This window comes from Halolamina salina (genome assembly GCF_054653455.1).
In genome coordinates this window covers 412,483-424,716 of record NZ_BAAIGE010000002.1, presented here as the reverse complement: position 1 = coordinate 424,716, position 12,234 = coordinate 412,483, and the positions used below count along the sequence as shown (strand labels likewise).

Annotated in this window: 13 protein-coding genes, 1 tRNA gene and 1 pseudogene; 7 read left to right on the top strand and 8 right to left on the bottom strand. The window is 68.9% G+C overall.

All coding sequences use genetic code 11. The features are described from left to right. Nucleotides 1-23: 23 nt before the first annotated feature. Nucleotides 24-2,000, bottom strand: a complete 1,977-nt coding sequence (locus ACYQZ5_RS02760) for a 3-hydroxyacyl-CoA dehydrogenase/enoyl-CoA hydratase family protein (protein ID WP_379818325.1) — start codon at nucleotides 1,998-2,000, stop codon at nucleotides 24-26. Nucleotides 2,001-2,134: 134 nt separating this feature from the next. Between ACYQZ5_RS02760 and ACYQZ5_RS02755 the strand changes: the two genes are divergently transcribed. The 6 genes and pseudogenes from ACYQZ5_RS02755 to ACYQZ5_RS02730 all read left to right on the top strand — a co-directional run bounded on the left by ACYQZ5_RS02755 (nucleotide 2,135) and on the right by ACYQZ5_RS02730 (nucleotide 6,445). Further along, nucleotides 2,135-2,617, top strand: coding sequence for a GNAT family N-acetyltransferase (locus ACYQZ5_RS02755; RefSeq protein WP_379731719.1), 483 nt, complete (start codon nucleotides 2,135-2,137; stop codon nucleotides 2,615-2,617). Nucleotides 2,618-2,631: 14 nt separating this feature from the next. Continuing rightward, nucleotides 2,632-2,705: transfer RNA gene (locus ACYQZ5_RS02750), tRNA-Thr, on the top strand. 76 nt (nucleotides 2,706-2,781) lie between these two features. Beyond that, nucleotides 2,782-3,006, top strand: coding sequence for a hypothetical protein (locus ACYQZ5_RS02745; protein ID WP_379731720.1), 225 nt, complete (start codon nucleotides 2,782-2,784; stop codon nucleotides 3,004-3,006). 52 nt (nucleotides 3,007-3,058) lie between these two features. Next, a pseudogene (locus tag ACYQZ5_RS02740) lies at nucleotides 3,059-3,982 on the top strand (formate/nitrite transporter family protein); the annotation flags it as partial. A gap of 107 nt (nucleotides 3,983-4,089) precedes the next feature. Further along, nucleotides 4,090-4,383 carry a stress response translation initiation inhibitor YciH gene (yciH, locus tag ACYQZ5_RS02735; protein ID WP_053948808.1) on the top strand — a complete coding sequence of 98 codons (294 nt, stop codon included), beginning with the start codon at nucleotides 4,090-4,092 and terminating at the stop codon, nucleotides 4,381-4,383. Between the two features lie 70 nt (nucleotides 4,384-4,453). Continuing rightward, entirely contained in the window at nucleotides 4,454-6,445 is a 1,992-nt protein-coding gene (locus ACYQZ5_RS02730; protein ID WP_379818324.1) for a CARDB domain-containing protein, read from the top strand. A 53-nt stretch (nucleotides 6,446-6,498) separates the two neighbouring features. Here ACYQZ5_RS02730 and ACYQZ5_RS02725 read toward each other — a convergent pair whose 3' ends face one another. The 6 genes from ACYQZ5_RS02725 to ACYQZ5_RS02700 form a co-directional block, all read right to left on the bottom strand. Beyond that, entirely contained in the window at nucleotides 6,499-6,852 is a 354-nt protein-coding gene (locus tag ACYQZ5_RS02725; RefSeq protein ID WP_379731360.1) for a rhodanese-like domain-containing protein, read from the bottom strand. 50 nt (nucleotides 6,853-6,902) lie between these two features. After that, nucleotides 6,903-7,484 carry an NUDIX hydrolase gene (locus tag ACYQZ5_RS02720; RefSeq protein ID WP_379731359.1) on the bottom strand — a complete coding sequence of 194 codons (582 nt, stop codon included), beginning with the start codon at nucleotides 7,482-7,484 and terminating at the stop codon, nucleotides 6,903-6,905. Further along, complete coding sequence (locus ACYQZ5_RS02715; protein ID WP_379731358.1) at nucleotides 7,477-7,923, bottom strand: DUF5809 family protein; 447 nt, start codon at nucleotides 7,921-7,923, stop codon at nucleotides 7,477-7,479. Before ACYQZ5_RS02715 ends, ACYQZ5_RS02720 begins: the two co-directional genes overlap by 8 nt. An 80-nt stretch (nucleotides 7,924-8,003) precedes the next feature. Next, complete coding sequence (locus ACYQZ5_RS02710; RefSeq protein WP_379731357.1) at nucleotides 8,004-8,444, bottom strand: DUF5810 domain-containing protein; 441 nt, start codon at nucleotides 8,442-8,444, stop codon at nucleotides 8,004-8,006. Between the two features lie 203 nt (nucleotides 8,445-8,647). Beyond that, complete coding sequence (rimI, locus tag ACYQZ5_RS02705) at nucleotides 8,648-9,136, bottom strand: ribosomal protein S18-alanine N-acetyltransferase (protein ID WP_379731356.1); 489 nt, start codon at nucleotides 9,134-9,136, stop codon at nucleotides 8,648-8,650. 253 nt (nucleotides 9,137-9,389) lie between these two features. Next, nucleotides 9,390-11,363 carry an aconitate hydratase gene (locus ACYQZ5_RS02700; RefSeq protein ID WP_379731355.1) on the bottom strand — a complete coding sequence of 658 codons (1,974 nt, stop codon included), beginning with the start codon at nucleotides 11,361-11,363 and terminating at the stop codon, nucleotides 9,390-9,392. A 110-nt stretch (nucleotides 11,364-11,473) separates the two neighbouring features. Here ACYQZ5_RS02700 and ACYQZ5_RS02695 point away from each other — a divergent pair, with 110 nt between their 5' ends. Continuing rightward, a complete protein-coding gene (locus ACYQZ5_RS02695; protein WP_379731354.1) occupies nucleotides 11,474-11,968 on the top strand; it encodes a deoxyuridine 5'-triphosphate nucleotidohydrolase in 495 nt (164 codons plus the stop codon). Between the two features lie 111 nt (nucleotides 11,969-12,079). Here ACYQZ5_RS02695 and ACYQZ5_RS02690 read toward each other — a convergent pair whose 3' ends face one another. Next, nucleotides 12,080-12,226, bottom strand: a complete 147-nt coding sequence (locus ACYQZ5_RS02690; RefSeq protein ID WP_379731353.1) for a hypothetical protein — start codon at nucleotides 12,224-12,226, stop codon at nucleotides 12,080-12,082. Nucleotides 12,227-12,234: the final 8 nt, after the last annotated feature.

Sequence of the window (12,234 nt, the reverse complement as noted above, 5' to 3'; positions counted from 1 at the left end):
CGGATCAGTGAAGAAATCTCGGCCTACTTCCCTTCGAACTCCGGCTCCCCGTCGCCCATGAACGCCGTGACGCCCTCCATCAGGTCGTCGGTGTTCATCAGGTGGCCGAACGCCTGACTCTCGACTTCGAGGCCGGCGTCGGTGTCGTCGCGGCCGGCGAGCATCGCGCGCTTGGTGTAGCGCTGGGCGATCGGGGGGCCGGCCGCAAGGTCGCGGGCCAGCTCCCAGCCGCGGTCGAGCAGTTCGCCGTCCTCCGTGAGCTCGTTGATGAAGCCGTACTCCTCGAGCTCCGCGGCGTCGTAGCGCTCGGCGGTGAAGATGATCTCCTTCGCCCGGCCCTCGCCGACGATGTGGCGCAGGCGCTGGGTGCCGCCCCAGCCCGGCAGCAGGCCGAGGTTGTGTTCGGGCTGGCCGAGTTCGGAGCGCCGGCTGGCGACGCGGAGGTCGGCACAGGTCGCGAGCTCCATCCCGCCGCCGAGGCAGTAGCCGTCGATGGCGGCGACGACCGGCGCGTCCAGCGACTCGAGCTTGCCGAACGTCTCCTGTCCGAGCTTCGAGAGTTCGACCGCGTGCAGCGGGTCGCCGCCGCCGGCGGCCATCGACTGCACGTCGGCGCCCGCGGAGAACGCCCGGTCGCCCTCGCCGGTGAGCAGCACCGAGCGCACGTCCTCGTGAGCGTCGAGCTCGTCGATCGCGGTGTCGAGCTCGTGGAGCAGCTCCTCGCTGATCGTGTTCATTCGGTGGGGCCGGGCGATCTCGATGTGGCCGACGTAGCCGTCGACGGTGACGTTCAGCACCTCGTACTCCGTCCCGCCGTCGCCGTCGCCCGCGGGACCGTGGAAGCCCGCGCCCGACTCGGCGAGTTCGCGCAGCGACTCCTCGGCCTCGTAGCGGGGTTCGTCGGTCGCCTCGTATAGCTCGTCGAGCGTCTCCACGAGCGGCTCGATCCCGTAGTCGTCGGCCATCTTCGCCGGGCCGTCGGGGAAGCCGGCGCCGAGCTTGACCGCCTCGTCGATCGCCTCGGGGTCGGCGACGTCCTCGGCGACGAGGCCCGCGACCTCGTTGGCCATCACCGCGAGCAGACGCTCCTGGATGTCCTCGCGGCCGGCGTCGGTCGGGATCTGGGCGCCGTCGCCGTTTTCGTAGTCGTAGAAGCCGCGGCCGGTCTTCTTCCCGAGCTCCTCCGTCTCGACTTTGTTCGCCAGCAGCGGGCAGGGCCGGTAGGCGTCGCCCAGCTCCTGATACATGTACTCCAGGACGTGGTAGCCCACGTCGATGCCGACCTGATCGGCGAGCTCGAACGAGCCCATCGGGAGACCGAGATCGTACTTCGTGGTGGAGTCGACCTCCTCGATCGTCGCGTCGTCGGCCTCGACGATCCACGCCGCCTCGTTCATCAGCGGGACGAGCACGCGGTTGACGATGAACCCCGGCGAGTCCTTCCGGACGCGGACGGGCGTCTTGCCCAGCGACTCCGCGAGCGCCTCGATCGTGTCGAGCGTCCCGTCGGCGGTGTGGGCGCCGGAGATGACCTCGACCAGCTGCATCCGGACGGGGGGGTTGAAGAAGTGCATCCCGCAGAACTGCTCGGGCCGGTCGCTGACCTCCGAGAGCTCCGTCACCGAGAGGCTGGAGGTGTTGGTCGCGAAGATGGCCTCCGGCGGCGCGTGGTCGGCTACGTCGCGGTACACGTCCTTCTTGATGTCCATCTTCTCCGGGACGGCCTCGATCACCACGTCGGCGTCCCCGACTGCGGCGTCGAGATCGACGACCGGCGTGACCCGGTCGAGCGCGCCGTCGGCGTCGGCCTGACTGATCTGGTCTTTCTCGGCCAGCTTCTCGAGGCTCCACTCGATCTGCTCGTAGCCGTTCTGGACGAACTCCTCGTTGATGTCCCGCATCGTCACGTCGTAGCCGGCCAGCGCGGCCACCTCTGCGATGCCGTGGCCCATGTTCCCTGCGCCGAGCACCGCGATCCGGTCGATATCGTCGGGATCCATGCGCGGGTAGTCGACCGGATAGCGGTTGAACGTTTCCCTCTCCCGTATCAGCAACGGGCTCGGAGTTGCTCCGCGTGGATCGCGGTCGCCGCGGCCGACACCTCTTACCTCCCGGCGACCCCATACGGGAACGGATGGAGATCGAACAGGCGACGATGGACGACGCCGACCGGATCGCGGAGCTGTGGGTGGATCTCGCGCGCGACCAGCGCGCACACGGCTCGCATCTGCTGGCGGCGCCCAACCGCGAGTCGGTCCGCGAGGGACTGGCTCGCGCCATCGTCACCGAGGGGGTGCTGGTCGCCCGCACCGCCGAGGGCGACCTCGCGGGGTTCGTCGAGTTCGCCCCCGAAACCGGCGGCTTCCGGCAGGACGTCGATCGCGGCGTGATCGAGAACATCTACGTGCGGCCGAGCCACCGCGGCACCGGCGTCGGCGGCGACCTGCTGACTGCCGCCGAGCGCCGCCTGCTCGACGCTGGCGTCGATCGGATCTCGCTGGAGGTGCTCGCCGACAACGAGGCCGCCCGGCGGTTCTACGCGCGCCACGGCTACCGCCCCCACCGCGTCGAGATGGAGAAGGCACCCGAAAACGACACGCACTCAAAGGAGGACTGAGTAGGCTCGGCCGCGCCTGGAGAGCATGGGTGGTTCATGCACTCGACTTGTAATCGAGACTTCCCGGGTTCGACTCCCGGTCCAGGCTCTTCTCGTCGAGCGAAGCGAGACGTGAAGCGCCGCCGTCGGAACCCATTTCCACGACCGCCGAGAACCACCGCCGAATGGCGTACGAACCGTGGCAGCCGCTGGTCGCCGGGCTGTTCCTGCTCCTCGCCGGGGGGATCCACGTCCTCGCCCCCTATCAGGCCGCCCGGAAGGCCGCGATGGAGGAGGGCAACGAGGACGAGGTCGCCGACGAGTGGGAGATCGACGCCACGCAGATCGTCGGCGCGATCACCGCGCTCGTCGGGCTGTCGATACTGGTCTCGTCGATCTGGCTGTGGTGAGCGGCGTTCGATAACCCCAGAAGTTACCTGCTCCGTCGCGTAGCCACCCGCAATGTCGGACGGCGATGCCCAAGAGGAGTCCGTACGGAAGGCGATCGAACAGTCCGAGCACGGCGCGCCCGCGGCGGGGGCGGTGCTTCGCGACCAGTTCGAGACCCACGAGGTGTTCCAGCGGATCATCGCCGCCGCCGACGAGGAGGCCACGACGGGCGGACGGGAGCTGTTCTTCAGCAGCCTCGCGGCGGGGTTCGCCATCACCGTCACGTTCCTGATGCTCGCGTCGCTGACCGCGTCGACCGACAGTCATCCGATACTCAGCGCGTTGCTGTACCCGCTCGGGTTCGTGTTCATCATCCTCGGCGGCTACCAACTGTACACCGAGAACACGCTGCCGCCGGTGGTGCTGGTGCTGGAACGCCTGATGAGCCTGCCCCGCCTGTTCAAGATCTGGGGGATGGTTATCTTCGGCAACTTCGTCGGCGGCGGGTTCGGCGCGCTGATCCTCGCCCGGACCGGCGTCCTCTCCCCGGAGGTGATGGACGCGGCGATCAAGCTCTCACAGAAGGGGCTGGATACCGCGTTCTGGCCGCTGTTCTTCAAGGCGACGTTCGCGGGGTTCATCGTCGCGGGCGTCGTGTGGCTCGTGTACGCCGTCCGGGACAGCTTCACGCGCCTCGCGGTCGTCTACATCGCCTTCCTGTCGATCCCGCTGGCGAACCTGTACCACTCGGTCGTCTCCTTCACGGAGCTTGCGTTCCTCGCGTTCGCGGGCTACCCCGTGTTCGTCGGCGGGCTGTTCTGGTTCGTGTTTCCGGTTCTGGTCGGGAACACCGTCGGCGGCGTGCTGTTCCTCACGGTCGTGAACTACTTCCAGACGACCGAAGAGCGGCTGGACATCGCCCGTCAGGACGGGTTCGACCGGAAGCTCACCCCGCGAGAGCTGCTGTTCGGCGGGCTGGCCGGGCGGTCGTACGTCCACAAGCTGGTCCACGAGGATAGCGATTAGCCGCCGACGCCGCGTCTCGCCCCGCGAACGGCGCCCCGATACTGTTTTGTAGCTGTGGCAGCTACTTTTCGGCCGTAATGGGTGAAGTCTGCTCGACGTGCGGGCTGCCTGAGGAACTCTGCGTCTGCGAGGACGTCGCGAAAGAGTCCCAGCAGATCAGCATCCGCATCGACGAGCGCAGGTACGGCAAGGAGGTAACGGTCATCGAGGGGTTCGATCCGAAAGACGTGGACATGGACAGCCTGTCCTCGGACCTGAAGTCCAAGTTCGCGTGTGGCGGCACCGTCGAGGACGGCGCCATCGAACTCCAGGGGAACCACAGCGGTCGCGTGGAGGACTTCCTCCGCGACAAAGGCTTCAACGTGGCCTGACCCCCTCCCTGCCGGCCCGGTTCCCACCCGGTGACGTGGGAACTATGTCGGCCCCGCACCGAGCAGTACTGTGCACAGAGCCGTCGCGGTCGCGGTCGTTCTCTTGCTCGCCGGTGTGCAGCCAGCGGCCGCCGTAACGGCCGCCGACGCCGACGCGAGCACGTGGGGTACGGATCGTGACGCCGAACCGGCCGTCGGCCCCGCGGCGTCGCCGACGATCACGGTCGACACCGTCCTCTCGCTCACGCCGGAGCGCGCGGGGTCGATCGGCGTCGTCCAGACGTTCGGGGTCCCGTCGGAGGTGACCGAGCTCAGGGTCACGCTCGACCCGCAGTCGAACGTCACCGACGCCGAAGGGTTCAGCCGCCTCGACGGACGGACCTGGGAGTGGGACGGCGAAACCGCCGAGCCGCGACTCCGCTACGAGATGGCCGCCAACCGGACCGCCGACCGCGACGGCCCGCTGGCCGCCGACGGCTCGTATCTCTACACCGACACCGGCGAGTGGGCGCTGGTCCAGCAGCCCAACCTCGGCTACCAGTGGCGCTACCGCGGCACGGACTCGGTCAGCATCGATCGCACGACCCGTGTCGACGGCGAAGGTGCCGTCGGCGAGACGACGGCGTTCCTCGGCCCTCACGCGACGTACACGCGGGAGGTCGCCGGGCAGGAGATCAGGCTGATCGTGCCCGAGGCCGCCTCGCTCGCGGACCCGCCCGAAGAGATCCTCGACGGCCTCGGGAACGCCTCGCAGGCGCTCCGCGTGGGCGACCGGGACCCGACCGTGTTCGCGGTCGCGGCGCCCACCGACCGGGTGAACTGGGCGGCACAGGGCGTTCAGGTCGGCGATACCGACTTCTGGGTTCGCGCGAGCCAGCCGATCGACAGCGTCGGCAGTGCGTGGCTCCACGAGTACGTCCACACCCGGCAGTCGTTCCGGACCGCCGACTCCGGGCGATGGCTCACGGAGGCCAGCGCGACGTGGTACGCCGCGCTGCTGAGCCACCGACAGGAGGGGGTGAGCTTCGCCCGCTTCGCCGAGTATCTCGACCGCGGCGCCGACGACCCGCAGGCGAGTTCGGTGCTGGCGGAGCCGACCGACTGGGCGAACCACGCGAACTACTGGAAGGGAGCGCTGGTGACCGGCGAGATCGACCGACGGATCCGCGTCGCGACCGACCGCGGCGCCACCTTCCAGCGCGTGCTCGCCGCACTCAACGAGCGAACCTCCCCGGTCACCAACGAGGACATCCTCACGGCCGTCGGGAACGCCGGGGGAGAGTCCACCCGCACCACCGCCGAACGGCTCACGACGACCAGCGACACCTTCGAGGTCTGGAACCGGAGCGCCCACCGCGAGGCGTTCGGCGGCGACGCTGCGCTGCTGCGGGTCGGTTTCGACCCCGCGACCGACGTGCGCGCGACCGGGCCGTACCGGAACGCGACGCTCGGCGCCCCGGTCACGCTGGCGGCCGGCGAGACGCTCTCGCTGCGGACGACGGTCGAGAACCTCGGCGGCGCGTCCGGCGAGTACGCGGTCACGCTCCGGGTCGACGACCGCGCGGTCGCGACGGCGAACGGGACGCTCGCTCCCGGCGAACAGACGACGGCCTCGCTGACCCACGAGTTCGATGAGCCGGGACGCTACACCGTCTCGATCGCCGGCGAACGGTTCAGCGTCGCGGTCCGCGAGCCGGCGACGCCGACGGTGACCGACCTCGCGGTCGAACCGCGGACGGTCGAGCCCGGCGAGGAGACGACCGTGACCGCGACCGTGACGAACGACGGGCAGGCACCGGGCAACGCGACGATCCCGTTCACCCGCGACGGCGAGACGGTGGCGACACGGACGGTGACGCTCGGCCCGGGTGAGCGTACGACGGTCTCGGCGACCGTCGAACTGCCGGCAGCGGGCGAGTACCGCGTCGGCGCGGGCGACCGTGCGGTCGACGTGCGCGCCGTCGCACCGACGACCGAGACCACCGGCCCCGGGTTCGGCGTGCCGGCCGCGATCGTCGCCGTTCTCGGGGCACTGGGGCTTCGGCGGCGGTCGGGGAGCTAACTACTGGATAGGGTCGAGACCGTCGATCGCGAGAGAGATGCGGAGTCGGTCGCTTAGAACGGCGCTGCCGGCCCCTCGTCCGGCTCCGCGTCGGCGGCGGACTCGATCTCGCCGTCCCACTCGCTCAGCCCGCCGGCCATGCTCTCGACGGTCGCATCGGTGATCCCCTCGTAGGACTCGATCAGCTTCGCGGCCTGTACGCTGGCTTTCCCATGGGGACAGACCGTCACGACGTGGTCGGCGTCGGAAAGCTCGGCCACGCGGTCGGGGAGCTCTCGGAACGGGACGTTCAGGCTGCCGGGGATGTGGCCGCGCCGGAACGCCGGCGGCTCGCGGATGTCGACCAGCGTCGGGGCCGCGTCGTCCGCGAGCAGTTCGGCCACGCGCTCGGTCGAGATTTCGTCCATACCGACCGTGGCTCGCTCGGACGGTTGAAGCTCACGGACCGCGGCCGGGGCTACAGCAGCCCTTCCTCGTCGGCCAGCGTCAGGCCCTGCAGCGTGGCCTCGTTGGTCGGCCGCGAACGGACCGTCTGGATCGCCTCCTCGATCGGGATCGCCCGCGGGGTGAGAAACTCGTTCGCGTCGAGCTCCTGCCCGACCGGTTCAAGGCCCTCGGCGAACACGTAGGCGCGCTTGTGTCTGAGCGCGCCCGTCGCGACCCAGACGTCCTCCAGCAGCGACAGCGAGTCGGCGCGGAACCCCGTCTCCTCGCGGAGCTCCCGCCGGGCCGCGGCGGTGAACGATTCTTCGGCCTCAACGACGCCGGCGGGCAGTTCGAGCTGTTCGTGGCGGATCGTCGGCCGGTACTGCTCGACGAACAGCACGTGGTCGTCGGTGACGGCGGTGACGACGACGGCGGTCGCGAGCTCGGCCCAGTAGTAGCGCTTCCGGCTGCCGTCGGGCTGTTCGATCAGATCGTACCCCCCGACGAACCAGCCGGTCTCGTACTCCGGCACGCTCTCGATCACGCGCCAGTCGGGGTGCGGGTCGGGCAGCGACTCGTGCCGGCGGCCGTCGTCCGGCGGGAACTCAGCCATCCGACTCTCCGGGCACGTCGTCTTTCAGCAGCGGCTGGTAGATGCGGCCGAACGCCTGCCGGCGGAGGGTACCGATCGCCGCTTCCTCCTCGGACTGGAACGTCGCCGCGACGACCTCCTCCGTGGCGGGGGCGGCGTGCCAGACCACCCGCTCGACGCTCTCGGAGCCGGTTTCGTGGACGTCGTACCCCGGGTGCTCATCGCGCCACGCCTCCCACTCCTCGCGGTCACCGATCGTGACCGACAGCAGCGAGGCGAACAGCGCGTCGCGGGCGGTCTCGACGACCTCGCCGGTCACCCGGCGGTCGTACTCCTCGCGGTCGAACTCCATCGCCTTGGCGGTCTCGCGGACGACCGTCTGAGCGGCGGGACCGACGGTCTCGAACGCCTCGGCCGCGTCGTCTGCCGTCTGCGGGGAGAACACTCCTTCGGTTCGCATACCTGGAAATCCCGAGCGGACGGGCTTACCGGTGACGATGGTCGATCGGGCGTCGCACTTCCCGGCTGGCAGCGTGCCGGTCAGGCGTCGCCGTCCTCCTCGCTCTCCTCTTCGGCGGCGGCCTCGCGGCGCTTCCGGGTCATCTCGCGCGCCTCGGCGACGGCCTCCTCGGCCGCCTCGTCGATGAACCCCGAATCGGGCACTTCCGCGGGGTCGGCGATCTCCTCGGTGGGGTGGCCGCCGGCGTCGCCGTGATCGTGCTCGTGGTCGTGTTCGCCGTCGCCGGTCGGAATCTCGGTCTCCGCGCGTTCGGCGGTCGCCTCGTCGTAGTCGACTTCCTCGGCGTCGCCGACGATCTTCGCGGCGAGTTCGGGCGGCGTGTGCTCGCTCCACTCCTCGACGTGGTCGTCGAGCCACGCCTCGTGGTCCTCGCCGTGAAGCATCGCGGTCATCGCGAGGTGGTTCGCCAAGTGCTCGTCGTCCTTTTGGGGCGAGCCACAGACCGGACAGCGGTATCCCATACCCGGCTCTCGGTCCGGAGGGGGAAAACAGGTGTGCTCGGCGGGGCGGCGCCGGCGTCGAGTGCCACGGAGCCGCGGCATGGCGCTCCGTTGCTCCAGCCCGGAGGCTGGAGCAGGTCACGCGCCGGCGTCGAGTCCCACAGAGCCGCGGCATGGCGCTCCGTCGTCGCGACACGGAGGTCGCGACAGGTGCCAGCCGCGGCTCAGTTTCGCCAGTCGTCGACGTCGAGCACCATCACGAACGCGTCCTCGCCGTCGTCGTAGTAGGCGGACACCCGCCGGACGCGTTCGAACCCAACGTCCTCGTACAGCGACTGCGCCACGTCGTTGCTCTCCCGGACTTCGAGTTTCACCACGTCCGCGCCGGCGAGCGCCAGCGTGAACAGCACGCGCCGGAGGAGCGCGCGGCCCACGCCCTCGCCCTGCATCTCGGGGTGGACGGCGATGTCCTTCAGGTGGCCCAGATCGCGGCCGTGGTTCGCGCTCACGTCCGCGATCGCGTAGCCGACGACGGCGCCGTCACGGACCGCGACGAGGAACCCTCGATTGCCCAGGAACCGCTCGAAGGAGGCGAACGGCCACGGCTGGGGGAACACCGACTTCTCGATCCGGAACACCGCGAGCAGATCCGCCCGGTCGGCCTCGCGGATAGTGAGGTCCGCGGCGTCCGACGTGTCCGGGTGGGAGGTCACGTCCGTGACCTAAGGCAGTGGTCGGCATAAACGACGCGGCCCGCGGGGGGCGGATCGGCGACGAACCGTTCGGCTCCGTCGTCCACGTCGGGGCGTTCACGAACGCTCGGCGCGCTGCCAGACGGAACGACGATCGGTGCTCGTCGCTGACGCGGGGCGATGCGCGCTCACGGTCGCCGGGAACAGCTACTCGTACTGACTGAGCGATCGACAGTCGAAATATCGGAAAAAGGGATCGCGAACCGCTACTGGCTTAGTCGTCCGCGGGGGCGGCGCCGCTGCCGTCCTGAGCCTGCTGCTTCGTCCACGAGAGCTTGCCGCCGGCCGCGAGGATCTCGCGCTCGCGCTCGGAGGCGTCGAGGTGGGCGGTGCCCTCCCACTCGTCGTTGACGCGGAAGGCGAACTCCTCCTGCCCGGAGCGGACGCCGGCGCCCACGTCGTCGACGATCTGGACGTCGTCGCCCTGCTCGATGCGCTCGTAGTCGTCCTCGTCGATCGTCAGCGGGACGAGGCCGAAGTTGAACAGGTTCGCCTTGTGGATGCGGGCGAAGCTCTGAGCCAGCACGCCCTCGACGCCGAGGTACATCGGACAGAGGGCGGCGTGCTCACGCGAGGAACCCTGACCGTAGTTCTCGCCGGCGACGAGGAAGCCGCCGTCGGCGTCCAGCGCGCGCTGGGCGAAGCTCTCGTCGACGCGGGAGAGCGTGAACTCCGAGAGCTTCGGCACGTTGGAGCGGAACTTCAGGATGTCCGACGTGGCCGGGATGATGTGGTCGGTCGTGATGTTGTCGCCCATCCGGAGCAGCACCTCGCCCTCGAGGTTGGACTCGAGCGGGTCCTTCAGCGGCACGTCGCCGATGTTGGGGCCTTTGACGAGCTCGTCGTCGACGGCCTCGTCGGGGGCGATGAGGTCGGCGTCGTGCTGGTCGTAGTCGGTGCCGAGTTCGAAGCCGGGATCCTCCAGATCGCCGAGTTCGTCGGCCAGATCGCGCGGGTCGATGATCTCGCCCTTGATCGCCGCGGCGGTGGCGACCTCCGGCGAGCAGAGGTAGACGGAGTCGTCCTCGATTCCCGAGCGGCCCTCGAAGTTTCGGTTGAACGTCCGCAGCGAGACGGTGTCGCTGCCGGGGACGTGGCCGATCCCGATACAGGCGCCACAGGTCGCCTCGGAGAAGTTCACGCCGGCGGCCATCAGCTCGGCCGTCCAGCCCTCACGGGCGAGCATCTCGGAGGCCTGCTTCGAGGCGGGCGCGATGATCATCTCGGTCTTCTTGTTGACCTCGCGGCCCTCCAGCATCTTCGCGGCCGGGAGGATGTCCTCGTAGGCGCCGTTGGTACAGGAGCCGATCATCACCTGCTCGACCGACTGGCCGGCCGCCTCGCGGACGGGCACGACGTTGTCGGGCATCGACGGCTCCGCGATCATGGGCTCGATCTCCGAGAGGTCGACGACGATCTCCTCGGCGTACTCCGCGTCGTCGTCGGGCTGGAGGTCGACGTAGTCCTCGGGGCGACCGACCTCGTCGAGCCACTCCTTCGTGCGCTCGTCGGTCGGGAAGATGGAGGAGGTGGCGCCGAGCTCGGTCCCCATGTTGGTGATCGTCGTCCGCTCCGGCACGGAGAGGGTCTCCACGCCCGGACCGGTGTACTCGAACACCTTGCCGACGCCGCCCTTGACGCTCAGGCGCCGCAGCAGCTCGAGGATGACGTCCTTCGCGGTGGCCCACTCGCCGAGCTCACCTTCGAGTCGGATGTTGACGACCTCGGGCATGTCGACGTAGTAGGCGCCGCCGCCCATCGCGACGGTGATGTCCAGCCCGCCCGCACCGATCGCCAGCTGGCCGAGGCCGCCGGGCGTCGGCGTGTGGGAGTCCGAGCCGAGCAGCGTCTTGCCGGGCGCGGCGAAGTTCTCCTTGTGGACGTTGTGACAGATACCGTTGCCCGGCCGGGAGAAGTGGGCGCCGTAGGTGCCCGCCGCCGAGCGGAGGAAGCGGTGGTCGTCGGTGTTCTTGAAGTCGAACTGGTACGTCTGGTGGTCGCAGTACTGCGCGGCGAGTTCGGTCTGGACTTCGTCGAGGCCGAGCGCCTCGAACTGGAGCCACACCATCGTCCCGGTGGTGTCCTGGGTCAGCACCTGATCGATCTCGATCCCGATCTCCTCGCCGGGAGTCAGCTCGCCCTCAACGAGGTGATCGTCGAGGACTTTCTCCGTGATTGTCTTTCCCATATCGTCTGCAAATGGACTCGGAGCAGTGATAAATCCGGCGAGAAACGGCGCAGGCGGCGAGGGAGCCACACGCGGGCAGGAGAGCCGGTCACGGCGCCTTCGGCAAGGTTTTGTCGCCGACGACCCGACACCGATTCATGTTCCGCTCCGGAGCCGAGGTCGCCGCCGCAGTCGAGGACGCCGCCGACGACGCGGTCCAGCCGAACGGCGTCGACCTCACTCTCGACGCAGTGTTCGAACAGACCAGCCCCGGCTACGTCGGCCGGGACGGGAAGTCCGTGGGGGAGCGCAGCGAGGTCGACCCCCACGGCGACGACCCGCCGATCTATCGTCTCGAACCGGGCGACTACGTCGTGCGCTACGGCGAGCGACTGGCAGTGCCCGAGGACAGCGTCGGCTTCGTGCTCCCGCGTTCGACGCTACTGCGCAACACCTGCTCGCTCGATACGGCCGTCTGGGACGCCGGCTACGAGGGCCGCGGCGAGGGACTGCTGCAGGTCGGCCGGGCGATCGAGATCGAGCAGGGTGCCCGGATCGGGCAGTTCGTGCTCGCCGATGCGGAGAGCGAGGGAACGTACGACGGGAGCTATCAAGGGGAGAACTGAGGACGACCGATAGTAGCGAACACCGCGCGAAGTTGGAGGGAAAGAGATGTGGTTTCGATCACCCCGTTCGATTGGATCGAAGCCGAACCGTCCGCGTAACTGGGCCCTCTTCTAACTGTTCTTCTTCAACAGCTTTCTGGCGCTCGTGTCGAGATACTCGTTGCATATCGGACATTTCTTTCCGATCTTCAACTCATCGATGTCCTCAAACACGGTACTACAGTTTCCGCCAGCGTCCTCACACGTTACTTGTACCATAGCTCAAT

Excerpts from the sequence above, each read along its gene's own strand:
- ACYQZ5_RS02725 (WP_379731360.1), bottom strand. The coding sequence starts at position 6,852 with ATGGACGAAATCTCGACCGAGCGCGTGGCCGAACTGCTCGCGGACGAC.
- ACYQZ5_RS02690 (WP_379731353.1), bottom strand. The coding sequence starts at position 12,226 with ATGGTACAAGTAACGTGTGAGGACGCTGGCGGAAACTGTAGTACCGTG.
- ACYQZ5_RS02715 (WP_379731358.1), bottom strand. The coding sequence starts at position 7,923 with ATGCGAACCGAAGGAGTGTTCTCCCCGCAGACGGCAGACGACGCGGCC.
- ACYQZ5_RS02760 (WP_379818325.1), bottom strand. The coding sequence starts at position 2,000 with ATGGATCCCGACGATATCGACCGGATCGCGGTGCTCGGCGCAGGGAAC.
- yciH (WP_053948808.1), top strand. The coding sequence starts at position 4,090 with ATGGGTGAAGTCTGCTCGACGTGCGGGCTGCCTGAGGAACTCTGCGTC.
- ACYQZ5_RS02755 (WP_379731719.1), top strand. The coding sequence starts at position 2,135 with ATGGAGATCGAACAGGCGACGATGGACGACGCCGACCGGATCGCGGAG.
- ACYQZ5_RS02720 (WP_379731359.1), bottom strand. The coding sequence starts at position 7,484 with ATGGCTGAGTTCCCGCCGGACGACGGCCGCCGGCACGAGTCGCTGCCC.
- ACYQZ5_RS02710 (WP_379731357.1), bottom strand. The coding sequence starts at position 8,444 with ATGGGATACCGCTGTCCGGTCTGTGGCTCGCCCCAAAAGGACGACGAG.
- ACYQZ5_RS02745 (WP_379731720.1), top strand. The coding sequence starts at position 2,782 with ATGGCGTACGAACCGTGGCAGCCGCTGGTCGCCGGGCTGTTCCTGCTC.
- ACYQZ5_RS02700 (WP_379731355.1), bottom strand. The coding sequence starts at position 11,363 with ATGGGAAAGACAATCACGGAGAAAGTCCTCGACGATCACCTCGTTGAG.